Here is a 23,026-nt window from a genome sequence, read left to right on the forward strand (position 1 = left end):
GTAAGCACACGCACCGTCACTCCGCGTGTCTGTTTGCGGATATTTGGTGCTTCCGTCAGCGGCTCATCGATCATGCGATACGGCTTCGTGATCAGACCAGCCCGTGCTGCTCCGCGTACGCGTCCGCCACGTCCTCCGGGTCCTTCTTGTCGTTGTCCACCTGGCTGTTCAGCTCGGTGAGCTGTTCGGTGGTGAGGAGGTTGCCGAGCCGGGCGAGGGCCTTGCGGACCGTGGAGTCGGCCTTGCGGTCGGCGATCAGCGGCACGATGTGCTGGCTGGGGACCAGGTTCTTCGGGTCGCCCAGCACCACCCAGCCGTTGGCCGCGATGTCGGTGTCGGTGGTGAAGAGGTTCGCCACGTCCACGTCGCCCTTCTTCAGGGCGCCCTTGACCAGCGGGCCGTCCGAGTCCAGCGACTTGAACTCCTTGAACCGGACGCCGTACACCTCCTGCAGCCCGACCGCGCCCACCCGGCGCTTCTTCACCTCGGGCGCGGCCCCGATGACCAGCCGGCCGTTCTGCTCGGCGAGGTCGGCCAGCGAGGCCAGACCGTACTTCTGCGCCGTCGCCCTGGTGACGACGAAGCAGTCGGAGTCGGCGGCCTGCCCGTACGGCAGCACCTGGAGGCCGGCGGGCAGGGCCATCGCCAGCGCGTTCTGCATGGTGCCCGGGTCCGCCGAGGTGTCCTTCGGGGCCAGGTAGTTGAGGAGGGCGCCCTGGTACTCGGGCAGCAGGTCGATGTCGCCGGCCTTGAGCGCGGGGATCACGATCTCCCGGGTGCCGAGGTTGGGGCGGACCTTCACCTTGACGCCGGCGGCCTTGAGGGCGGCCGCGTAGAGGTAGCCGAGCACCTGGTTCTCGGTGAAGTTGGCGGTGCCGATGGTGATCCCGCCCTTGCTGGAGCCGCCGCCCGCGGCCGAGCCGCTGCTCTCGTTCAGGGAGGTGATGCCGCCGGAGCAGGCGGCGAGGGCGGGGACGGATCCGGCGGCGAGCAGGCCACCGAGGAGGGTACGACGGTTCATCTTCGGGTTCCCTAGGCAGTGCGGTGGCGGAAGAGGAAGCGCTGGAGGCCGCTCAGCAGCAGGTCCAGGGCGATGGCGACGACCGCGACGAGCACCGCGCCGCCGAGCACCTGGACGAGGTCGCGCTGGGCGAGTCCGTCGAAGACGTAGCGGCCGAGGCCGCCGAAGGAGACGTAGGCGGCGATGGTCGCGGTGGCCACGACCTGGATGAGCGCGAGGCGCAGGCCCGTCATGATCAGGGGCAGCGCCAGCGGCAGCTCGACGTGGAAGAGGACCTGGTGGCCGCGCATGCCCTGGCCGCGGGCGGCGTCGCGGACGTCCGGGTCGACGGCCGTCATACCGGCGTAGGTGTTGGTGACGATGGCCGGCACGGCGAGGGCGACCAGCGCCACGTACACCGGGAGCATCGACAGGCCGCCGGCCAGGAAGACCAGGACGACCAGGCCGACGGTGGGCAGCGCGCGGCCGAAGGACGCCAGGTTGATGGCGACGAACGCGCCCCTGCCGGTGTGCCCGATGAGCAGGCCGATCGGCAGGCCGATCGCGGCGGCGATCAGGGTCGCGAGCAGCGAGTACTGGAGGTGCTCGGCGAGCCGGTGGGCGATGCCGTCCGGGCCGGCCCACTGGGAGCCGCTGGTCAGCCAGGTGCCGAGGTTCTTGAACAGCTCGTACATCTCAGGCTCGCCTCCTGCGCCACGGGGTGAGGACGTACTGGAGGGCCACCAGCAGGGCGTCGGCGACCACGGCGAGCAGGATGGTGAGCACCACGCCCGCGATCACCGGGGTCGGGAAGTCGCGCTGGAAGCCGTCGGTGAAGAGCTGGCCGAGGCCGCCGTCACCGATGTAGGTGGCGACGCTCACCAGCGAGATGGACATGACCGTGGCGATCCGGACGCCCGCCATGATCACCGGGAGGGCCAGCGGGAGTTCGACCGTGAGGAGGGTGCGCAGCGGGCGGGTGCCCATCGCCTTCGCCGCCTCCTTGGTCTTCGCGGGGACCGAGTCCAGGCCCTCGACGGTGTTCCGCAGCAGCACGACCAGCGTGTAGACGGTGAGTCCGATGACGGTGGTGGTGCGGGTCAGGCCGCTGACCGGCAGCAGCAGTACGAAGATCGCGATCGAGGGGATCGTGAAGAGCACGTTGGACAGGCCGAGCAGGAACCCGCGCAGCGGGCGGACCCGGTGGGCGAGGACCGCGAGCGGGAGCGAGATCAGCAGGCCGAGGAGGACCGCGGTCATCGCCGCCTGGAGGTGGGAGAGCGTCAGGCTGGTGAGGTCGTCGGTGTGGCCGCCTATCCACGACCAGTCGATGGTCATGCGGCCACCGTCCGGGCCTCGGTGTGCGCCCGGCCGGCGTGCGCGTGGATGTCGTCGCGGGACGAGACGCCGGTGAGGACGCCGTCCGCGTCGACGCGGGCCACCAGGCCGGTGGGGGAGGCGAGGGACTCGTCGAGCGCGGCCAGCAGGGAGTCGCCGTCGCTGAGCGGCCGCAGGGGGAGTTCGGCGTCCTCGGACGCCCAGTGCAGCGGCTTGCCCGCCGGGTCGCGTACGAGGGTCCACGCGCCGCCCTCCGGCACCGGGCCCTGCGGAAGGCCGGCCAGGGTCCTCAGCGACAGCAGCTTCAGCCCGCGCTCGGCGCCCAGGAAGTCGGCCACGAAGTCGTCGGCGGGGCGGGCCAGCAGTTCGGCGGGCGGCGCGCACTGGACCAGGTGGCCGCCGGTGCGGAAGACCGCGATCCGGTCGCCGAGCCGGACCGCCTCGTCGATGTCGTGCGTGACGAAGACGATGGTCTTGCTCAACTCCTTCTGGAGTCGCAGCAGTTCATCCTGGAGTTGGGCGCGGACCACCGGGTCGACCGCGCCGAACGGCTCGTCCATCAGCAGGACCGGCGGGTCGGCGGCGAGGGCGCGGGCCACGCCGACGCGCTGCTGCTGGCCACCGGAGAGCTGGTGCGGGTACCGCTTGCCGGAGTCCGCGGCCAGTCCGACGGTCTCCAGGAGTTCGGCGGCGCGGGCGCGGGCCCTCTTCCGGTTCCAGCCGAGCAGCAGCGGGACGGTGGCGACGTTGTCGAGCACCGTGCGGTGCGGGAAGAGCCCCGCCTGCTGGATGACGTAGCCGATGGAGCGGCGCAGTTCGGCCGCGTCCTGTTCCAGGACGTCCTTGCCGCCGACCCGGATGGTGCCGGAGGTGGGGTCCACCATCCGGTTGATCATTCGCAGGGTGGTGGTCTTGCCGCAGCCGGAGGAGCCGACCAGGACGGTCACACCGCCTTCCGGCATCTCCAGGGAGAGGTCGTGGACTGCTGTCGTGCCGTTGGGGAAGCGCTTGTGGACCGCGTCGAACTGGATCATGAGATGTCCCTTGCCCGGCTGTATAACGTCATGCAGAGTTCTTCCTAGGTGAATAGCTTGTCAACGGTCTGGCGTTAATCCGAGGTAACGGATGACCGCAACGCAAGACCGACTGTCCGGATTGAGGGGAGTTTGGGCTTGTTGTCGTCTCGTATCGTGGACGCACCCGGAATGGAACCTTCCGGCCTGGTGATCCTCGACGGCATCGGAATGGGCGTCGAGGACGTCGTACGGCTCGCCGACGGCGCCGCCCGGCCGGTCCCCGGCACGGACGCGATGCGGCGCACCGAGGAGTCCTGGAACGCCGCCCGGCAGATCGCCGCCACCGGCCGCGTCTACGGCCGCTCCACCGGCGTCGGCGCCAACCGCAACGAGGACGTGCCCACCGAGGCCGCCGCCGGGCACGGACTGCGGTTGCTGCGCAGCCACGCCGGGGCGATCGGCGAGGAACTGCCCGCCCGGCAGGTGCGCGCGATGCTCGCGGTGCGGGCCAACCAGCTGCTGGCGGGCGGCGCGGGGCTCAGGCCCACCGTCGTCACCGCCCTGTGCGAGGCGCTGGAGTCGGGCGCCCACCCGGTCGTCAACGAATTCGGCTCGGTCGGCACCGGGGACATCGCCGCGCTGGCCCAGGTAGGGCTCGCGCTGGCCGGGGAACACCCCTGGCGCGGCGAGAAGGCGCCCGATCCCCAGCCCCTCGACAACAACGACGCCCTCGCCCTGATCAGCAGCAACGCCCTCACCCTCGGCCAGTCGGCGCTCGCCCTGCACGAACTGCGCGGCCTGATCGAGGCCACCCAGGTGGTGGCCGCGCTGTCCCTGCTCGCCGTCGACGGCTCCCACGAGGCGTACGCGGCACCCGTGCACGCGGCCCGCCCGCACCGGGGCAGCGTCGAGGTCGCCCGCCGGATGCGGGAGCTGATCGGCGCCGCCGACCGGCCGACCCCGCCGCTCGGCCGGATCCAGGACCCGTACGGCTTCCGCTGCCTGCCCCAGATCCACGGCCCGGCCCACGACGCCGCCGACGCCCTGGAGCAGGTCCTCGCCGTCGAGATCAACGCGGCCGCCGAGAACCCCCTCATCTCGGCCGCGGACCTGGCCGCCTACCACCACGGCGGCTTCTACCAGGCCCAACTCGCCCTCGCGCTCGACCACTTCCGGCTCGCCGTCACCCAGGTCGCACGCCTGTCCACCTCCCGGCTCTCCTCCCTCAACGAACCCGCCTTCACCCGCCTGCGGCCCTTCCTCGCCGACCAGGAGGCCGCCTCCTCCGGCGTGATGATCCTGGAGTACGCGGCCGGCGCCGCCCTCGGTGATCTGCGCGCCTTCTCCGCGCCCGCCTCCCTCGGGCACGCTGTACTCTCCCGAGGCGTCGAGGAGCAGGCCAGTTTCGCCTCGCTCGCCGCCCGTCAAACGCTGCGCGCCTGCCGTGCGTACCGTCTGGTGGTCGGCTGCGAACTCGTCGCCGCGGTACGGGCTCTGCGCCAGCGCGAACTCCGGCCCGAACCCGGGCTGGGGGTGGGCGTGGCGCTGGACCTCGCCGAGGCGGTGCTGGAGGCGGACCCGGCCGACCGGCCGCTCACGGACGACGTCACGGCGGCGGCCGGACTGCTCGACCGGTTCACGGACATCTGGAGGGGGAGCACGTCATGAACGTGACCGACAGCCCTGCGACACGGTTGCAGGCGCTCTTCGAGGGGCACCGGCTCACGCCGACCCAGCGGCGCATCGCGCACAGCATGGTGCGGCGCGCCGCCGACGTGCCGTTCCTGTCCAGCGTGGAGCTGGCCGAACTGGCAGGGGTCAGCCAGCCGTCCGTGACCCGGTTCGCGGTCGCCCTCGGCTTCGACGGCTACCCGGCGCTGCGCAAGCACCTGCGCGAGGTCGTCCCCGCCGAACAGGCGGCGGGCAACGGGTCGTACAACGAGTACCAGCAGGCCGTCGAGGCCGAGATCGAGAACCTGCGGCACCTCGCGGAGATGCTCGCCGACCCGCGCCCGGTCCAGCAGGCCGGCCGGGTGCTGGCCGCGTCCCGGCCGCTGCCGGTGCTCGGCCTGCGCGCCGCCGCCTCGCAGGCCTACGGCTTCGCCTACTTCGCCGCCAAGGTGCACCCGGACGTCCGGCTGCTCGACGAGGGCGGCACGATGATCCACGACCGTATCGACGCGGCCCTGCGGGCGGGCGCCACGGCACTGCTGTGCTTCGCGCTGCCCCGGCACCCGCGCGAGGTGGTGGACACCCTGGGCTACGCCAAGGCGGCCGGGCTGACCGTGGTGACCGTCGCCGACTCCGCCTTCGCGCCCGTCGCCAAGGTCTCCGACCTGCTGCTGCCCGCCGCCGTCGGCACCGGGCTCGCCTTCGACACGGCGTGCGCGCCGATGCTGCTGGGCCGCGTGCTCCTGGAGGCGATGGCGGACGACCTGCCGGACGCGCAGGCCCGTCTGGAGGAGTTCGACGCGCGCGCGGCGGCCCGGGGGCTGTTCGTCGAATAGCCCGGGCGGCCGGCTTTAAGACTCGTCTCACGTTCCCCGGTTAGCGTCCCGCCCTACGGACCGACTGGGCGACAGGGCGAGGAGGCTGCGGACATGGCGCGTGCGGTACGAGGGGCACGGGGCGGACAGGGCCTGGCCCGGGTGGCCGTGGTCGTACGGGCCGGGGCCGCCCCGCTGTGGTGGTCCGGGGTGTTCGCGGCCGCCGTCGGCCTGCTGCCCGAGGGGATCACCGGGCGCCGGATCGGCGTGCTGGCCGGAGCCGCGCTCTTCCTCGCCGGCGCGGCCGTCGTGGCGCTCACCCGCCGCCGGCGGTACACCGCGCTGCTGCGCGGGGCCGCCCGGGCCGGCAAGCACGATGTGCTGCAGGACCGGGCGGTGACCGTGCGGAACTGGCGGCGCGGGCACCGCTGGTGGCTGCTGCTGGCCTGGGCCGTCGCCCTGGGCAGCGCCTTCGCGGTGCCGGCCGCCGGCGGCATGCTGCTGGCCGGGACCGGTACCGGGCTGTGGCTGAAGGCGGCCTGGCTGGGCCGCCGGGAGCGGGCCGGGGAGCAGCTGGTGTGGCTGCGCGTCGACTGGCTCGACGGCCGCGGCGGCCGCCCGGCGGGCAAGACCGTCAGGGCGTACCGCGGTACCGGCATCGCGGCCGGCGACGCGGCCCCCGGCGGGACCCGCCGCCGCGCCGCGGCACTGGTGTGAGCCAGGGACCCGGAGGTCAGACCTCCAGTTCCTCCTCGATCTTGCGCAGCTGGTGCCGGGCCATCGCCAGGTTGGACCGGTTGATGTCCAGCACCAGGTAGAGGAAGAGGCCGTTGCCGCCCCGGCCCTTGATCAGCCGGATCAGGTGGTACTGGGAGGAGAGCGTGATCAGGATGTCCTCGATCTCGCCCTTGAGTCCCAGGTGCTCCATGGTCCGCATCTTGGCGCGGATCACGTCCGTGTTGCCGGCGGCGGCCACGTTGAGGTCGAAGGTCTTGCTGCCGCCCATCGTGCCCAGCGCCATGCCGGTGGTGTAGTCGACGAGCGCGACACCGGTGGCGCCCTCGATGGAGGTGAGGGCTTCCTTCAGCGCGGTTTCGGTGTTGGTCATGACGTGCTGTTTCCTTTCAACTTTCGGTTGTGGTGCGCGTGTCCGTGGTGGTGCTGGTCCGTGGTGTGCGCGTGTTCCTGGTCCGTGTGGCCGCGGTGCCGCGGGCCGGTCGCAGCGCCTTCGCGGCGGCTTCGGCGGCGTCGACCAGCTCGCCGATCCGGGCGGCGGCCCGGCGGCCCTCAAGGTGGAGCCGGCCGACGTTCACCCGGTCCTCGGCGAGCAGGGTGAGCACGGCGCTGCGGCCGGCGGCGTAGGTGGCGACGTAGCCGTCCTCGCCGCGCACCAGCAGCTCCTTGAGCTCGCCCTTGCCGGTGGCGTCGGAGACCCGTACGGCGACGCCCAGTTCCGCGGCGGTGAGGGCGGCGAGGCCCTCCGGGTCGACGCCGGGGCAGTCGTGCGCGATGACCAGGCCGTCGACGCCGGCGGCGAGGGCGCCGGTGAGCTGGGGCATCCGGGTGCGTAACCTGCGTAGTTCGTCGAGGACGGCCTCTCTGCCGGAGCTGCCGGGTTCTGCCGCCATCAGCTGTCTCCTCTCGGCGGGGCGGTGCCGTTCAAAGGGCCTCCAGCGCATCCCTGAGCCTCTTCAGCAGCGCGATGTCGGGGTCGGTGACCGGGGGGAGCAGGGGCGGGGCGGTGGTGGTGCTCCTCGGGGCGAGGAGTCCGGCCGCCGCCAGCCGCCGGATGTCCACCAGCGTGTGGAAGGCCGGCCGGCCCAGCTCCCGGGCGATCTCCAGGGCCGTGCGGACGCCGTCCACCCGGTTCAGGACCGCCCGCTGCCGCGGGGTGACCGGTGGTGCCGCGACCGGGTCGGCGCGGATCAGCGGGGCGCCGTCCGTCGACGGGTCCGGCCAGAGCCGGTACAGCAGTTCGCGGCGGCGCAGGGTCTCGCGCTCCAGGGCGGCGACGGGGACCGCGGGGAGCGGGCCGGCGGCGGCCGGGGTGCCGTACCGGAACCGGCCCGGGGCGCTGCTGGGCGCGAGTGCGAAGTAGCCGGCGTCGTACAGGGCGCCGAGGCGGCACAGTTCCACGGCGCCCCTCGGCAGCAGACCGGCGTCGAGCAGCCGGTGCGTCGCGGCGGGTATGTCCTCGGTCCAGGGCCAGACCGCCGCGTCGAGCGTGCCGTGGGCCGTGAGGAGCACGTCGAGGCCGGGGGCGAGCGGGCTCTCGGCGTGCACCACGCGGCCCTCGGCCAGGTGCAGGGTGCCGTGCTCGCGGATGAGGACACCGGTGGCCCGTTCCTCGGCGAGGCGTATGAGCATCGGCGACAGCGCGCCGGCCGCCACGTCGTGCGGGGCCGTGCGGTCCCGGACCGGCAGCGGCGGAGGTATGTCGACCACGGTCATCCCAGCACCAGCCGCTCGGCCATCTCGCCGAGCCGGATCCGGGCGAGGGCGAGATTGCCGTCCTCGCGGGCCAGCCACAGATGCAGGAACACAGTGGCGTCGAAGGACGTGACCACGAACCGCAGCAGGTGGTAGCTGTCCCGGTTGCTGACGATCAGGTCCTCCACCGGAGGACTCATCTCGATGTCGTCCTCCGTGCTGAACGCTCCGTGCTCGGCGGCCAGCCGGGCCAGTTCGGCGGCCTCGGCGGCGGTGGTCTCGTGGTCGCCGCCGGGTGCCTCCCCGACGGTCCCCAGTGCCAGCCCGCTCGTCCAGTCGACCAACGCGGCCCCCCGGGCGCCGGGCAGCCGCATCGCTTCAAGTAAGCACTCGTCGATTCCGGGCACCGTGGCTCCCCTCCCGCCGCGTGGCTCTCCGGTTGAGTGACGCAGACACTACGCAACGTGTGCGACGGGAGGGGTGCGTTTGGCATTTTCCAGTGGAACATGCTCACGGCAGGCTAGTGTTGGTCAACTGAGCTGTGTTTCGTACCAGTTGATCCTTCTGTCCCGGACCCCTCAACGGCTTCCGGTTGCACGCGGGGTGGTGAGTGCGTCGGCGTGCGCCCCTCCGGCGTCGGCCACGATCTCCGCGACGGTCTGCGCCGTGCGCACGACGGCGAACGCCACGCCTCCGGCCCCGTCCGGCATGAAGCCGTAAACCCCGGGCCGGGCAAGGGAGTTGTAGGAGTAGTGGGTGCCGAAGTAGTACGCGCCGGTGTCCAGCGCGGCCGCGAAGTCCCCCTGCTCCAGCATCGGCAGGGCGCGTCCCTCGGCGAGCAGGTCGCCCGAGAAACAGGCCGGCCCCGCCACGTCCTGCACCACCGGCGGACCCTCCTTGGGCCGTCCCTTGTCGTCGTACCCGGCGATCCTGAGCGGCCAGGTCCCCGGCACGTACACCGTCCGGACGGCCACCTGCACGCCCGCGTGCGTCACCGCGATCCGCCGCCCGCCGGAGCTCTTGGCGTACTCCACCCGGGCCACCACCGTCCCGTGCCGGGCCAGCAGCGACCGCCCGAACTCCGTCACCAGCCCGTACCGCCCGTCGAACAGCCCGGGCACGGCCTCCGCGAGCAGCCGGGCGTACTGCGCGTAGGTCGGCTCGGTCGCCTCCGACGCGAGGTTGACCGGCAGCCCGCCGCCGATGTCGAGGGTGTCGATCTGCCGCCGTCCGATCCGGGCGTTGATCTCCTCGGCCAGCGCGTAGGTGTCCGCCACGCCCCGCGCCAGCAGGGACAGCGAGATCCCCTGCGAACCGATGTGCGCGTGCAGCCGGGTCAGCCACGGCCGCTCCGCGAACGCCCGCACCACCCACTCCCGCGCCCCCTCGTCCCGCAGTCCCACCCCGAACTTCGAGGTCGTCGTCGCGGTCGAGGTGGCGCCGATGGTCCCGGCCCCGATCTGCGGGTTCACCCGGATGCCGAGCGGCGAACGAGTGCTCGTGGAGCCGGTCAGCGCGTCGATGCGCCGCAGCTCCTGCGGGTTGTCCGCGTTCACCGCCACGCCCAGCGCCAGCGCCTCGCGCAGCTCCGCCTCGGTCTTTGCGGGCGCGTCGAACACCGTCCGCTCCACCGGCACCCCGGCCGCGCGCGCCAGCGCCAGCTCGCCCGCGCTGGCCACCTCGGCGCCGACGCCCTCCCCGGCGAGCAGCCGCACCACCGGCACCAGCGGGTTCGCCTTCACCGCGAAGGCGTGCAGTATCGGGGTGCCGGGCGCCGCGACCGCCTCGAACGCCCGGTGCAGCGCCGCCGCCGAGGCACGGATGCCGGTCACGTCCAGCAGGCCTACGATCGGCGCGTCCGGCCCCAGCAGTCCCTGCTCCACCGCCGCCCGCACCGCGTCGTCCCGCCGCAGCACCCGCTCACCGTCTTCCACGCAACCGTCCCTGCCCGCTCCGCCACTCGTCCTGCCGTCCGCCACGTCGTCCCCCGACATGTCGTCGTCCGCACCCTTAGGGCCCATACGTCCAGCCAAACACCCGGAGCGCGGGCCGCGCTGGCGGACCGATGTATTGACTAGTTCTATTCAGCGGGCCAGGATGTGAATAACCGAATAACCGCAGGAACATTTCGCTGGCCGTCATTCGCTAGGAGGCAGACCATGTCAGGACCCCGCCCCGTACGAGCACCGCGCGGTACGGAACTGAGCGCCCTGGGATGGCAGCAGGAAGCCGCCCTGCGGATGCTGCAGAACAACCTCGACCCCGAGGTCGCCGAGCACCCCGACAAGCTCGTCGTCTACGGCGGCACCGGCAAGGCCGCCCGCGACTGGCGCTCCTTCGACGCCATGGTCCGTACGCTGCGCACCCTCAAGCAGGACGAGACCATGCTGGTCCAGTCCGGCCGCCCGGTCGGCGTGATGCAGACCCACGAATGGGCCCCGCGCGTCCTCATCGCCAACTCCAACCTGGTCGGCGACTGGGCCAACTGGGAGGAGTTCCGCCGCCTGGAGGCCCTCGGCCTGACCATGTACGGCCAGATGACCGCCGGCTCCTGGATCTACATCGGCACCCAGGGCATCCTCCAGGGCACCTACGAGACCTTCTCCGCCGTCGCCGCGAAGAAGTTCAACGGCACCCTCGCCGGGACCATCACCCTCACCGCCGGCCTCGGCGGCATGGGCGGCGCCCAGCCCCTCGCCGTCACCATGAACGACGGCGTCGCCATCTGCATCGACGTCGACCCGCGCGCCATCGAGCGCCGGATCGAGCACCGGTACCTGGACGTGAAGGCCGACTCGCTCGACCACGCGCTCCAGCTCGCCACCGAGGCCCGCGACGCCCGCCGTCCGCTCTCCATCGGCGTCCTCGGCAACGCGGCCGAGCTGGTCCCGCAGCTGCTCGCCATGAACGCGCCGATCGACATCGTCACCGACCAGACCTCCGCCCACGACCCGCTGGCCTACCTGCCGGTCGGCGTGGCCTTCGAAGACATGGCGGACGCCGCGGCCAAGGACCCGGCGGGCTTCACCACCCGCGCCCGCGAGTCCATGGCCAAGCACGTCGAGGCCATGGTCGGCTTCATGGACGCGGGCGCCGAGGTCTTCGACTACGGCAACTCCATCCGCGGCGAGGCGCAGCTGGCCGGCTACGAGCGGGCCTTCGCCTTCCCCGGCTTCGTCCCGGCCTACATCCGCCCGCTCTTCTCCGAGGGCAAGGGCCCCTTCCGCTGGGCGGCGCTGTCCGGCGAGGCCTCCGACATCGCCAAGACCGACAAGGCGATCCTCGACCTGTTCCCGGAGAACGAGTCCCTCGCCCGCTGGATCAAGCTGGCCGGCGAGCGGGTCCACTTCCAGGGCCTGCCGGCCCGCATCTGCTGGCTCGGCTACGGCGAGCGGGACAAGGCCGGCGAGCGGTTCAACGACATGGTGGCGAGCGGCGAGCTGGCGGCGCCGCTGGCGATCGGCCGCGACCACCTCGACTGCGGATCCGTGGCCTCGCCCTACCGCGAGACCGAGGCCATGCTGGACGGGTCCGACGCGATCGCCGACTGGCCGCTGCTGAACGCCATGGTGAACGTGGCGTCGGGCGCGTCCTGGGTCTCCATCCACCACGGCGGCGGTGTGGGCATGGGCCGGTCCATCCACGCGGGCCAGGTGACCGTGGCCGACGGCACGAAGCTCTCCGGCGAGAAGATCCGCCGGGTCCTGACGAACGACCCCGGCATGGGGGTCATCCGGCACGTGGACGCGGGCTACGACATCGCCGAGTCGGTCGCCGACGAGCGGGGCGTCCGCATCCCGATGCGTGAGGGCGACGACGCGTGAACCCTCGCGAGGGTGGACGTGGCGCCGGCGCTCCGGTGGAGGCCGACGCCTTGCCGCCGGGCACGGGTGCGGCCGTGCCCACCCGTTCCGCGCCGCGGAACCGCCCACGGCCCGTGCGGGGCTCGGCTTCCTTCCACGAGATGTGGCGTGAGCTGCTCCCCGTCGGGCGGCACCCCGACTCGCACGGCTACCGCCGCTTCGCCTGGACCGGCGCCGACGCCGAGTGCCGGGCTTGGTTCCGCGAGCAGGCCGAGGCGCGCGGACTGGTCCATGAGGTCGACCGGAACGGGAACCAGTGGGCCTGGCTCGGGGACCCCGCCGCCGGGGACGCCGTCGTCACCGGGTCGCATCTGGACTCGGTGCCGGACGGCGGGGCCTTCGACGGCCCCCTCGGGGTCGTGTCGTCCTTCGCCGCGCTCGACGAACTCCGCGGCAGGGGAGTGGAGTTCACCAGGCCGCTGGCCATCGTCAACTTCGGTGACGAGGAGGGCGCCCGGTTCGGTCTCGCCTGTGTCGGATCTCGGCTGACCGCCGGAGAGCTCACCGTCGAACAGGCGCACCGGCTGACCGACGGGGACGGGATCACCTTGCCCCGTGCCATGGAGGCCGCCGGCTACGACCCCGACGCCATCGGCGCCGACCCCGAACGGCTCGCCCGCATCGGCGCCTTCGTCGAGCTGCACGTCGAACAGGGCCGCGCGCTGGACCTGTCCGGCGACCGGGTCGGGATCGCCAGCGCCATCTGGCCGCACGGACGCTGGCGGTTCGACTTCCGGGGCGAGGCCAACCACGCCGGCACCACCCGGCTGGCCGACCGCCGCGACCCCATGCTGTCGTACGCCGAGACCGTGCTCGCCGCCCGCCGCGAGGCCGAACTCGCCGGCGCCGTCGCCACCTTCGGCAAGATCGCCGTCGAGCCGAACGGCGTCAACGCGATCCCCTCCCTGGTGCGCGGCTGGCTCGACTCCCGCGCCGCCGACCAGGCCACCCTGGACACCGTCGTCGGCGGTATCGAGACGGCCGCCCGGGAGTACGCGCGGGCGCACGGCATCGACCTCGACGTGGTCCGGGAGTCCTTCACCCCGGTCGTCGAGTTCGACCACGCCCTGCGGGACGAACTCGGCCGCCTCCTCGGCCGGGACACCGGTCTCACCGTGCCCGTCCTGGGTACCGGGGCCGGACACGACGCCGGGATCCTGTCGGGGCGCATCCCGACCGCCATGCTGTTCGTGCGCAACCCCACCGGTGTCTCGCACTCCCCGGCCGAGTTCGCGGCCGAGGACGACTGCGTGGCCGGGGTGAGCGCGCTCGCCGACGTACTGGAAGGGCTGGCCTGCGGGTGACGACACGGACGACGTACTGGTTGGAGTACGCCTGGCTGGGCACGCACGTCGAGCCGGGTGTGGCCGTGGAGGCGGCGGACGGCCGCATCACCGCGGTCCGCACCGAGACCCCGGCCCCGCCGCCGGGGGCCGAGATCCTGCGCGGTCTCACCCTCCCCGGCCTGGCCAACGCCCACTCGCACGCCTTCCACCGTGCCCTGCGCTCGACGGTCCAGGTCGGCTCCGGGACCTTCTGGACCTGGCGCGAGCTGATGTACGCCTTCGCCGACCGCCTGACTCCGGAGACCTACCACGCGCTCGCCCGCGCGGTGTACGCCGAGATGGCGCTGGCGGGCATCGCGTGCGTCGGCGAGTTCCACTACGTCCACCACGCCCCCGGCGGCACCCGGTACGCCGACCCCAACGCCATGGGCGAGGCGCTGATCGCGGCCGCCGCCGACGCCGGTATCCGGATCACCCTTCTCGACACCGCGTACCTGTCCGCGGCCATCGTGGACGAGCACCGCGGCGAGCCGCCCAACGCCCACCAGACGCGCTTCTCCGACGGCAGCGCGGAGGCCTGGGCCGAACGCTGTTCACTTCTCAAGGAACGGGATCACGCGAGGATCGGGGCGGCCGTCCACTCGGTGCGGGCGGTACCGGCCGGCCAGCTGTCGACCGTGGCCCGCTGGGCCGAGGAGCGGCGGGCCCCGCTGCACGTGCACCTGTCCGAGCAGACGGCGGAGAACGACGCCTGCCTGGCCGCGCACGGCCGCACCCCCACCCGCCTGCTCGCCGACCACGGCGTCCTCGGCCCGCGCACCACCGGCGTGCACAGCACCCACCTCACCGACGAGGACATCGCGCTGCTCGGCGGCTCCGGCACCGGCACCTGCATGTGCCCGACGACCGAACGGGACCTGGCCGACGGCATCGGACCGGCCGTCGCCCTCCAGCGGGCGGGCTCGCCGCTCTCCCTCGGCTCCGACAGCCACGCCGTCATCGACCTGTTCGAAGAGGCGCGCGCGATGGAGCTGAACGAGCGGCTGCGCACCCGTACCCGGGGCCACTGGACGGCCGCCGCCCTGCTGCGCGCTGCCTCCGCCGACGGCCACGCCGCGCTCGGCTGGGACGACGCGGGCGCCATCGAGACCGGCATGTTCGCCGACCTGACGACCATCGCGCTCGACTCGGTCAGGACCGCGGGGCCGCTGCCGCGGCTCGGCGCCGAGACGGCCGTATTCGCGGCGACCGCGGCGGACGTACGCCACACGGTCGTCGCGGGCCGTCACGTCGTACGGGACGGCGCGCACGCGCTCGTGCCGGACGTGCCGGGAGCGCTCGCCGACGCGATCGAAGCCCTCCGCGCCTGACGACCACCCACGAGGACACCATGAGCAGCAGCACCGTCATCACCAACATCGCCACGCTGGTCACCAACGACCCCTCCCTCGGTGACAACTCCCCTCTCGGTCTGATCCAGGACGCGGCCGTCGTCGTCGAAGGCGACCGGGTCGTGTGGACCGGTGAATCCAGCAAAGCACCCGCCACTGACAACCGGGTCGACGCCGGCGGCCGGGCGGTGCTGCCGGGCTTCGTGGACTCCCACTCCCACCTGGTCTTCGCGGGCGACCGCACCCAGGAGTTCAACGCCCGGATGTCCGGCCGGTCGTACACCGCGGGCGGCATCCGGACGACGGTCGCCGCGACCCGGGCGGCGACCGACGAGGAACTGGAGCGCAACCTCACCCGCTACCTCGCCGAGGCGCTCCGCCAGGGCACCACCACCTTCGAGACGAAGTCGGGCTACGGCCTGACGGTCCGGGACGAGGCCCGGGCCCTGCGCATCGCCGCCGCCCACACCGACGAGGTGACCTACCTCGGCGCCCACATCGTCTCCCCGGACCACGCCGACGACCCCGCCGCCTACGTCTCCCTGGTCACCGGCGAGATGCTGGACGCCTGCGCCCCGTACGCCCGTTGGATCGACGTCTTCTGCGAGAAGGGCGCCTTCGACGGCGACCAGGCCCGCGCGATCCTCACCGCGGGACAGGCGAAGGGCCTGACCCCGCGCATCCACGCCAACCAGCTCTCCTACGGCCCCGGCGTCCAGCTGGCCGTCGAACTCGACGCGGCCAGCGCCGACCACTGCACCCACCTCACCGACGCCGACGTCGACGCGCTGGCGAACGGCCGGACCGTCGCCACCCTCCTGCCCGGCGCCGAGTTCTCCACCCGCGCCGAGTGGCCGGACGCCCGCCGCCTCCTGGACGCGGGCGTGACGGTGGCCCTGTCCACGGACTGCAATCCGGGCTCCTCCTTCACCTCCTCCGTCCCCTTCTGCATCGCCCTGGCCGTCCGGGACATGGGCATGACCCCGGACGAAGCGGTGTGGTCGGCGACGGCGGGCGGCGCGCGGGCCCTGCGGCGGGACGACATCGGCAGGCTCACCCCGGGTGCCTACGCCGACCTGACCCTGCTGGACGCCCCCAGCCACGTCCACCTCGCCTACCGGCCGGGCGTTCCGCTGGTCGCCGGGGTGTGGCGCAGGGGCGTGCGCGTCGCCGGCTGAGTCAGCTCGCCCCGGCCCGCCAGAGCTGGGCCGTGCCGCCGGTCACCGGGTCCAGGGAGAGCTGGTCGTCGCCGTCCGGGGTGAGCGCCGTCTCGATGGCGATCGCCGGGCGGATCTCGCCGTCGGAGAGGACCGTGAAGCGCAGGTTGTCGCCGTGGTCGCCGTCCACCGACCCGCACGACCAGATACCGACGCCCTTGTCGACCGAACCCCGGCTGTCCAGGCAGAAGTCGGGGTCCGCGGCGGACTGCAGGACGCCCCGGTCTGCGTCGACCCGCCAGCGCTGGGAGGCGGAGCCGGAGCAGGCGGCCGTGACCACGTCGGTGCCGTTGTCGAAGTCGCCGTACCGGACGTCCAGACAGCGGCCGGTGGCGGCGTTCACGACCTGGGCGTAGCCGGCGCCCGGCGGCTTCGGGGCGGGTGACGGGGGCGGCGCGGCGGAGTGGCTCGGGGGCGGGGTCGAGGTCGCGGTGGGCGGCACCGAGTGCGTCGGGGTCGCGGACGGGGGGCGCGAGGGCTTCGTGGGGGAGGGCGACGGGGAGAGGGTCGCCGTCGCCGTCACGGTCACCTGCGGGGTGGCGGGCGGTGCCGCCGTCGCGGCCGCCGGGCCGCCGGAGGACGGCGCCGGGCGGTCCAGGAGCACCAGCAGGAGCGGTACGAGGGCCACGCCCAGTGCCGTCGAGGTCAGCAGGACACGGCGGGACGGGGTCCGGCGGCCGTGGTCGGGGACGGGCTCGGCGGCCGGTGCCGGGGCCTGCGGCTCCCGCCGTACGTACGCTTCGCCGCCCCAGGGCAGCAGGCCCTCCGCCAGGGCCGTGCGCGGGCTGTCGCGGAGGGCGGTCAGGTCCTCGAACGCGGCCGTGCAGTAGGGGCAGTCGGCCATGTGCGCGTGCAGGTCGGCGCTGTGCCGGGGACTCTCCGGGCGTACCGACTCCTCGATCAGCCGGCGGAAGTCCGCGCAGCGGGGGTCGTCGGAGGCGGCCAGCCGGCTGCGCAGGCAGGCCTGGGCCAGCGACTGGAGTGCGGGCGGGGTGCCGTAGCGGACGTCCTCGGAGGTCAGGCCGAGGTGGGCGGCGGTCAGGTCCGGGGGTTCCCGGTCCAGCACGCCGTACCAGATCAGGCCCTGGGTGCGGGACGGCAGGGACTGGAAGGGGGCGAGCAGCGGCGCGGCGGGCGGCTCGGGGGCGCCCGTCGCGTTCAGGACCAGGAGGAGGGTCGGGTCCAGGGCGGCGGAGCGTTCGTCGTGCGCCCACTCGGCGGCCAGCCGTGCGGTCAGCAGGAGCAGGTGGTGGCGGAGGGGGACGACCGGCTCGGCGCCGCGCGCGATGTCCCGGGCCGCGGTGCTGAAGGTCTGCGCGGCGAGCCGGCGGGCCGCCGCGTCGCCGGCCGCGCAGAGACGGGCGTAGGCGAGGACCGCGGAGTGGTGGCGGGCGCGCAGTTCCTGGAGGGCCGGGTAGGCGGTGGCGGCGGGCGCCCGCAGGAGTTCGGTCAGCCGTGCGTCCGAGGGCGGGTTGTCCTGGACCATGGTGCACCCCTTCGCGCCGGCCCGCCGTGGGCCCGTCCTTGCTGACGTACCGGCCAGTTTGGGGTGCGGGTGGGGCGCGAGGTAGGCCTTTGACGAAAAGAGACGGCCGGAAAGCGTCAGCCGGGCACATTTGCCCGCGGGTGAGGCGCCCGGTGGGTCACGCGGTCGCGGGTGCGTGGGGAGCCCGGTCCGTCGCGTGGCCGTGGGGAACGCCCGGGCCGTTGCGCGTTCGTGGGCGTGGGGGACGCCCGCGTCCGTCACGCGGCCGCGGGCGCGTGGGGCGGCCGGTCCCCACGCGCCCGCGGCCGTACGACCTGGGCGACCGCCCGTCACTCCTCCAGCGTCAGCGCCTTCCGCAGCCGCACCAGCGTGCGGGACAGCAGCCGGGACACGTGCATCTGGGAGATGCCCAGTTCCTCGCCGATCTCCGACTGGGTCAGGCCGCCGACGAAACGCAGCGAGAGGATCTTCCGGTCCCGGGACGGGAGTTCGGCGATCAGCGGCTTCAGGGACTCGATGTACTCGATGCCTTCGAGGCCGTGGTCCTCGTAGCCGAGGCGGTCCGCGAGCGCGCCCTCCGACTCGTCCTCGTCGGGCTGGGCGTCCAGGGAGGAGGCGGTGTAGGCGTTGGAGGCGGCCATGCCCTCGACGACCTCCTCGTTCGAGAGGCCGAGCCGTTCCGCGAGCTCCGCGACCGTGGGGGCGCGGTCCAGCTTCTGGGCCAGCTCGTCGCCCGCCTTGGCGAGGTCGAGACGCAGTTCCTGGAGCCGGCGCGGGACCCGTACCGACCACGACGTGTCGCGGAAGAACCGCTTGATCTCGCCGATGATCGTGGGCATCGCGAAGGTGGGGAACTCGACGCCGCGGGAGAGTTCGAAGCGGTCGATCGCCTTGATCAGGCCGATCGTGCCGACCTGGATGATGTCCTCCATCGGCTCGCTGCGGGAACGGAACCGGGAGGCGGCGAACTTGACGAGCGCGAGGTTCAGCTCGACGAGCGTGTTGCGCACGTACGAGTAGTCGTGCGTGCCTTCCTCCAGCGACTCGAGCCGCTCGAAGAGGGTCTTGGACAGGGCTCGCGCGTCGACCGCGTCGACCTCGTCGTACGGGGGGATCTCCGGGAGGTCGAGCCCCGCGGCGGATTCCTCGATGGCATCCAGTTGTTCCGGTGGGGGTGTCGACGTCGCCGTCCGGGTATGCGATGCGTCGAGCCGGGGTGACATGGTGTCCTCCATCGTTCTCGGCATAAGGCTGCCGAAGCCGTGCGTGCACTGCGGAGTGCGGCGCCTCCAAAGCCGGCCGTGTCGGTTTTCGTGTCCCTACTAGCCCTACCCGCTCCGTCGAGCCACTCGCAAGTCCGTTCTATTGGCATTTGTCCGATTCTGAGAGGTTGGTCGGGTGTCGGAGTACGTGGAGAAGGCGTAATGTTCGAGGGCGTCGCCACGACGTTCGGCGGACATCGGTGGGCATCGTCCGACATCGGTCAGACGGTGACAAAAGCGGTCACGACCTCGGGAGAGAGACGGCAATGGACCACGGGACGGTCGGCAGCGCACAGTCGGGCCGGCTTCTGGTGGAGGTGCGGGAAGAGGGCCCCAGCGCCGTCGTGATTCCGGCGGGTGAGCTCGATCACCACACCGCCGATCTGCTGCGCGAGCCGCTCGACGATCTCCTCGACAAGGGCTTCTCGCGGCTTGTCGTCGACTGCTCACGCCTCGAGTTCTGCGACTCCACCGGGCTGAACGTACTGCTCGGCGCCCGGCTGCGGGCCGAGGCCGCGGGAGGCGGGGTGCACCTCGCCGGGATGCTGCCCGTCGTCGCCCGGGTCTTCGAGATCACGGGGGCCGAGGCGGTCTTCACCGTCCACGACTCCGTCGAGGCGGCCCTCGCCGACGACGCCGGCGGCACCGCCGGTGCCGGCGACGAGAACTGAGTCCGCGGCCGGTGTTCGCAACCGGGGGGTGTCCCGGCCGATCGCCCGGGCAGGAGAGATCTGTCGGGGGCCGACCGGTCCCGGTTGAGCAGGAAGTACCGACAGGTCCGTACGAAGTGCGGCAACACCAATTTTTGAATCGTGAACCGGTGAAACGGTGAGGTGAAGCGCTGATGAGCACCACCCGGCCTTACCCGCCGGGCGACCGCGGCCCGGAGACCAGCGGCGTTTCCGGGGTGTCCGAGGCGGCGGCGTCCGACGTGCCGTCCGCCTCGTCGGGGGGTCGTCAGGTCCGCAGGCTCCGCCTCGTCGGTGAGAGCGGGGTGGTACCGCTCGCCCGCGACTTCACGCGCCAGGCGCTGTACGACTGGGGCTGGCTGCCGGCCGAGTCCGCCGACCGCAGGGCCGCCGCAGAGGACGTCCTGCTCGTCGTGTCGGAACTCGTCACCAACGCGTGCCTGCATGCGGAGGGGCCGGACGAACTGTTCCTGGCCTGCGACAACAAGGTGATCCGGGTGGAGGTGTCCGACCGGGGGGCCGGGCAGCCGGCGCCGCGGACCCCGCACCGGGCGGGGCGGCCGGGCGGGCACGGCATGTTCATCGTGCAACGGCTCTGCCTGGACTGGGGGGTCGTACGGGCGTCCGGGGACACCGGGAAGACGGTCTGGGCCGAACTGGGGGCGGCACCGGCGTAGGCGTGCCGGCCGAATGCCGGTTCGCGGGTGCGAGCCGGTGCGCCGGCCTGTCCCGCCCACGCGGCGCGACGGCCGCGGACCGGACGGCGCCCCGCGCGCTCCACTCGCCCGGAGCCCTCGGTGCTCACACTTCCGCCACTCCCTTCCTCTTCCTTCCTCATGAGCCCCGGCGTACCTTGACGGCCGAATCTGATACCTCGTCAGTAGCGAATGGGGTGGACCGATCGTGCCGCCGTACCCGAAACGCACCGCCGTGCTCGCGTCCGCCGCCGCCCTGGCCGGTTCGGCGGTGCTGCTCGCCGCCCCGGCGGCGCACGCCACCGTCGTCGACGTCGACTACTCCTGCAAGACCCCGATCGGCGACAAGAGTGCCGTCTCGCCGATCGACATCAAGGGCGTCCGGAGCGGCAGCGGTTACAAGATCACGATGTCCTGGCAGAAGGGCGTCTCCTCCAGCCCCGTGGAACTCGGCAAGGGGGCGATGAACCCGAGCGCCACCATCAAGCTCGGCGGCGCCGACAGCGGGACCCTGAACGTGACCGGCTCGCCCAACCAGGCCGCGATACCCGCCAACACCCCCATCAAGATCAACGACCTGAGCGGCACCTACACGCCGGAGAAGACCGGCAAGGTGACCTTCACGGCGGGCATCCTCACCATCAAGGCGCTCGGCACGACGACGACCTGCACCCCCGGGAACAACCCCGGGCCGTCCCTGACCCTCGACGTGACCGCCGCGGGCGGGGGCGGCTCCACGGGATCGACCGGCTCCGGCTCGTCGTCCGGCGGCACCGGGGCCGACTCCGCGGGCACCCTGCCGAAGACCGGACCCGAGGACTCCTTCGTCGCGCTCGGCACCCTCGGCGGCACCGTGCTGCTCGCGGGCGCGGCCGGCGCCCTCTGGCTGACCCGGCGGAACCAGCCCGTACGCCGCTGACCCGAAGGGTCCGACCGCTGGAGCCGCCCATGCCGTCCGCCCAGTCCGCCGTCCGTGTGCTCGGCCTCGCCGCGCTGATCCTGCTCGCCACCGCCCCGCGCGCGGCGGCGGCCGGCGGCTGGTCGATCGCCCCCGCGGGCGGCGGCCGCCCGTCCGTCTACGCCGAGGGCGCCCCCGGAGCCGTCCTGGAGGACACCGTGTCGGTGACCAACCGCGGCGGGCGTCCGGTGACGGTACGGCTGTCCGCCACCGGTGTCCCCGTCACCTTCGCCGAGCCGGGCGTCCGCGTCCCGGCCCGCACCCGGGCCGACGTGCCCTTCACGGTGACCGTCCCGGCCGGGACGGCCCCCGGCGACCGGGCCGGCACGCTCGTCGCGAAGGACACCGACGGCCGCGCCGCCACCGTACGGGTCCGGCTGCGCGTCGAGGGCCCCGCCCTGACCGCGCTGACCGTCGAACACGTGGCCGTCCACGGCGACCGCATCAGCTACCAGCTGGTCAACCGGGGTACGACCGTCCTCGCACCGAGGCTCGCGGTGCACGCGGAGGGCGTCTTCGGCCGGGACCTGCTCGACCGGGCCCCGCGCGCCCTCCCGGTCCGCCTAGCCCCGGGCAGCCGTACCGGACTCAGCGAGCCCTGGCCCGGCCACCCCGCCCTGGACGCCGTCGAGGTCCGGCTCACGGCGACGGCGGCGGGCGGCGCACACGACACGGCGGCCGCCCGCGCGCGGTTCGTGCCCTGGGGCGCGGTCGCGGGCGTCGCGGGCGTGGCGGCGGCGGGCGCCGCGGTCATCGTCGTACGACCGCGCAGGCGCCGTGCCGGCCAGGTGACGGCCGAACCCCACCCCACGGAGGCGGAGTTGACGGGAGCGGCGAGGTGAGGGCGCGGGCGATCGCGCTGACGACGGCGCTGGCGGCGGTGTTCGCGCTGCTCCTGACGCCCCTGGCGGCGGCGGCCGGCGGGCCGGCCGTCAAGGTCTCCGAGCCACAGGCCGGCACCGGCGGTTCGATCACCGTCAGCGGCACCGGCTGGCGGCCACGGACCCTGGTGATGCTGCTGATCTGCGGTCAGGCCACCCCGGCCCGGGGTGTGATCGGCGGCACCAACTCCTGTGCCAACGCCGACGGACGCGCCGTCACCACCGACGCGAACGGCGGTTTCGACAAGCGGCTCCCGGTCAGCGAACCGCCGGTGCCCTGCCCCTGCGTGGTGCACGTGGCGACCGTGACCGGCACGAAGGCCGACGCCGACGCCGTCTTCCAGGTCGCCGGGCACCCCGTGAAGGCGCTGCCCGCCGAACCCGCGGGCGGACGTCTCGCCATGCTCACCGACACCCGACTCGACGGCTCCTCGGGCCTGCTGACCTGGTTCGGCGCGCCCCCGTCCCGCACCCTCGTCTTCACCATCGGCAACGCGGGTTCCACCACGATCGAGGACCCCGTCTTCCAGGTCGGCACCGCGCACGGCGTGTTCGCCCCGCAGTGGGACGAGCAGCAGTGGCACGGCACCCTCGCCCCCGGCGGGAAGGCGCGGGTCGAGCTGCCCGTCGAACTCTCCGCCGGAGCGCACGGCGACTACACCGTCTCCCTCCGGCACGACGGCAGGATCCTCGCCGAGGAGCCCTGGGGCGTCGGCCGCCCCTGGGGCGTGACCCTGTTCTGGATCCTGCTCTGCGTGGTCGTACCCGCCGCCGTCTTCCGCATCGGCATGGCGGTGGTGGACCGGGTACGGCCGCCCCGCGCCGGCGGCCTCCGGCACCGCGGCGTACGCCGCCCGGCCCTGCGCCCGGCGCGCCCGCGCTCGCCGCGGCCCGCGCCGGACACGACCCCGACCCTGCCGTGGTTCACCCCGGACAACGACCCGGGCACGGCGGCCGGCCGGCTCTCCGCACCGCACGACGACAGTTCCACGAGTCCCACGACTCCCACCAGGAAGGGAACCACGTGA

At 73.2% G+C, this 23,026-nt stretch carries 23 protein-coding genes; 12 read left to right on the forward strand and 11 right to left on the reverse strand.

Annotated features, from left to right (window positions below):
* Positions 1-91: 91 nt before the first annotated feature.
* The 4 genes from ACFY3I_RS37755 to ACFY3I_RS37770 are packed head-to-tail and all read right to left on the reverse strand — an operon-like array spanning position 92 to position 3,372.
* A complete protein-coding gene (locus ACFY3I_RS37755; RefSeq protein ID WP_390865489.1) occupies positions 92-1,021 on the reverse strand; it encodes an ABC transporter substrate-binding protein in 930 nt (309 codons plus the stop codon).
* A gap of 11 nt (positions 1,022-1,032) precedes the next feature.
* A complete protein-coding gene (locus ACFY3I_RS37760) occupies positions 1,033-1,695 on the reverse strand; it encodes an ABC transporter permease (protein ID WP_365284453.1) in 663 nt (220 codons plus the stop codon).
* Between the two features lies 1 nt (position 1,696).
* Positions 1,697-2,338 (reverse strand): ABC transporter permease, encoded by a 642-nt coding sequence (locus ACFY3I_RS37765; protein ID WP_351320847.1) that lies wholly within the window; start codon positions 2,336-2,338, stop codon positions 1,697-1,699.
* On the reverse strand, positions 2,335-3,372 hold the full coding sequence (locus tag ACFY3I_RS37770; protein WP_390865490.1) for an ABC transporter ATP-binding protein: 1,038 nt from the start codon (positions 3,370-3,372) through the stop codon (positions 2,335-2,337). Before ACFY3I_RS37770 ends, ACFY3I_RS37765 begins: the two co-directional genes overlap by 4 nt.
* Before the next feature lie 171 nt (positions 3,373-3,543).
* Between ACFY3I_RS37770 and ACFY3I_RS37775 the strand changes: the two genes are divergently transcribed.
* From ACFY3I_RS37775 to ACFY3I_RS37785, 3 genes are all read left to right on the forward strand, one after another.
* Positions 3,544-5,022, forward strand: a complete 1,479-nt coding sequence (locus ACFY3I_RS37775) for an aromatic amino acid ammonia-lyase (RefSeq protein ID WP_365284449.1) — start codon at positions 3,544-3,546, stop codon at positions 5,020-5,022.
* Positions 5,019-5,861, forward strand: coding sequence for a MurR/RpiR family transcriptional regulator (locus tag ACFY3I_RS37780; protein WP_390865491.1), 843 nt, complete (start codon positions 5,019-5,021; stop codon positions 5,859-5,861). Before ACFY3I_RS37775 ends, ACFY3I_RS37780 begins: the two co-directional genes overlap by 4 nt.
* Positions 5,862-5,954: 93 nt before the next feature.
* Positions 5,955-6,557: a hypothetical protein gene (locus ACFY3I_RS37785; protein WP_390865492.1), complete on the forward strand. Its 603-nt coding sequence runs from the start codon at positions 5,955-5,957 to the stop codon at positions 6,555-6,557.
* A 16-nt stretch (positions 6,558-6,573) separates the two neighbouring features.
* Here ACFY3I_RS37785 and ACFY3I_RS37790 read toward each other — a convergent pair whose 3' ends face one another.
* The 5 genes from ACFY3I_RS37790 to ACFY3I_RS37810 all read right to left on the reverse strand — a co-directional run bounded on the left by ACFY3I_RS37790 (position 6,574) and on the right by ACFY3I_RS37810 (position 10,264).
* Positions 6,574-6,948, reverse strand: coding sequence for a hypothetical protein (locus ACFY3I_RS37790; protein ID WP_365284443.1), 375 nt, complete (start codon positions 6,946-6,948; stop codon positions 6,574-6,576).
* Positions 6,949-6,964: 16 nt separating this feature from the next.
* A complete protein-coding gene (locus ACFY3I_RS37795; RefSeq protein WP_365284440.1) occupies positions 6,965-7,468 on the reverse strand; it encodes a roadblock/LC7 domain-containing protein in 504 nt (167 codons plus the stop codon).
* Positions 7,469-7,499: 31 nt separating this feature from the next.
* Entirely contained in the window at positions 7,500-8,291 is a 792-nt protein-coding gene (locus ACFY3I_RS37800) for a transcriptional regulator (RefSeq protein WP_390865493.1), read from the reverse strand.
* Complete coding sequence (locus ACFY3I_RS37805; protein WP_365284436.1) at positions 8,288-8,677, reverse strand: hypothetical protein; 390 nt, start codon at positions 8,675-8,677, stop codon at positions 8,288-8,290. Before ACFY3I_RS37805 ends, ACFY3I_RS37800 begins: the two co-directional genes overlap by 4 nt.
* Positions 8,678-8,848: 171 nt before the next feature.
* On the reverse strand, positions 8,849-10,264 hold the full coding sequence (locus ACFY3I_RS37810) for a diaminopimelate decarboxylase (RefSeq protein ID WP_390865494.1): 1,416 nt from the start codon (positions 10,262-10,264) through the stop codon (positions 8,849-8,851).
* A gap of 165 nt (positions 10,265-10,429) precedes the next feature.
* On the opposite strand from ACFY3I_RS37810, the gene hutU reads away from it, so the two are divergent.
* From hutU to hutI, 4 genes are all read left to right on the forward strand, one after another.
* Positions 10,430-12,094, forward strand: coding sequence for a urocanate hydratase (gene hutU, locus ACFY3I_RS37815; RefSeq protein ID WP_365284431.1), 1,665 nt, complete (start codon positions 10,430-10,432; stop codon positions 12,092-12,094).
* Positions 12,095-12,234: 140 nt separating this feature from the next.
* Positions 12,235-13,437 (forward strand): allantoate amidohydrolase, encoded by a 1,203-nt coding sequence (locus ACFY3I_RS37820; RefSeq protein WP_390865495.1) that lies wholly within the window; start codon positions 12,235-12,237, stop codon positions 13,435-13,437.
* Entirely contained in the window at positions 13,428-14,789 is a 1,362-nt protein-coding gene (locus tag ACFY3I_RS37825) for a formimidoylglutamate deiminase (RefSeq protein WP_390865532.1), read from the forward strand. Before ACFY3I_RS37820 ends, ACFY3I_RS37825 begins: the two co-directional genes overlap by 10 nt.
* A 20-nt stretch (positions 14,790-14,809) precedes the next feature.
* Positions 14,810-15,988, forward strand: coding sequence for an imidazolonepropionase (hutI, locus tag ACFY3I_RS37830; RefSeq protein ID WP_390865496.1), 1,179 nt, complete (start codon positions 14,810-14,812; stop codon positions 15,986-15,988).
* A 1-nt stretch (position 15,989) separates the two neighbouring features.
* Here the strand turns inward: hutI and ACFY3I_RS37835 are convergent, their stop codons facing one another.
* Both ACFY3I_RS37835 and ACFY3I_RS37840 read right to left on the reverse strand, forming a co-directional pair.
* Complete coding sequence (locus ACFY3I_RS37835) at positions 15,990-17,513, reverse strand: ricin-type beta-trefoil lectin domain protein (protein ID WP_390865497.1); 1,524 nt, start codon at positions 17,511-17,513, stop codon at positions 15,990-15,992.
* Positions 17,514-17,842: 329 nt separating this feature from the next.
* Positions 17,843-18,736, reverse strand: a complete 894-nt coding sequence (locus ACFY3I_RS37840) for an RNA polymerase sigma factor SigF (protein WP_390865498.1) — start codon at positions 18,734-18,736, stop codon at positions 17,843-17,845.
* A 305-nt stretch (positions 18,737-19,041) separates the two neighbouring features.
* On the opposite strand from ACFY3I_RS37840, the gene ACFY3I_RS37845 reads away from it, so the two are divergent.
* From ACFY3I_RS37845 to ACFY3I_RS37865, 5 genes are all read left to right on the forward strand, one after another.
* Positions 19,042-19,446 (forward strand): STAS domain-containing protein, encoded by a 405-nt coding sequence (locus ACFY3I_RS37845; protein ID WP_365284423.1) that lies wholly within the window; start codon positions 19,042-19,044, stop codon positions 19,444-19,446.
* Positions 19,447-19,619: 173 nt separating this feature from the next.
* A complete protein-coding gene (locus ACFY3I_RS37850; RefSeq protein WP_365284422.1) occupies positions 19,620-20,141 on the forward strand; it encodes an ATP-binding protein in 522 nt (173 codons plus the stop codon).
* Positions 20,142-20,367: 226 nt separating this feature from the next.
* On the forward strand, positions 20,368-21,078 hold the full coding sequence (locus tag ACFY3I_RS37855) for an LPXTG cell wall anchor domain-containing protein (RefSeq protein ID WP_390865499.1): 711 nt from the start codon (positions 20,368-20,370) through the stop codon (positions 21,076-21,078).
* A 29-nt stretch (positions 21,079-21,107) separates the two neighbouring features.
* Positions 21,108-21,959 carry a hypothetical protein gene (locus tag ACFY3I_RS37860; protein ID WP_390865500.1) on the forward strand — a complete coding sequence of 284 codons (852 nt, stop codon included), beginning with the start codon at positions 21,108-21,110 and terminating at the stop codon, positions 21,957-21,959.
* Positions 21,956-23,026 (forward strand): hypothetical protein, encoded by a 1,071-nt coding sequence (locus tag ACFY3I_RS37865; RefSeq protein WP_365284416.1) that lies wholly within the window; start codon positions 21,956-21,958, stop codon positions 23,024-23,026. The genes ACFY3I_RS37860 and ACFY3I_RS37865 overlap by 4 nt, the downstream gene beginning before the upstream one ends.

It is taken from the genome of Streptomyces sp. NPDC001068 (genome assembly GCF_042897315.1).
Taxonomy (GTDB): domain Bacteria; phylum Actinomycetota; class Actinomycetes; order Streptomycetales; family Streptomycetaceae; genus Streptomyces.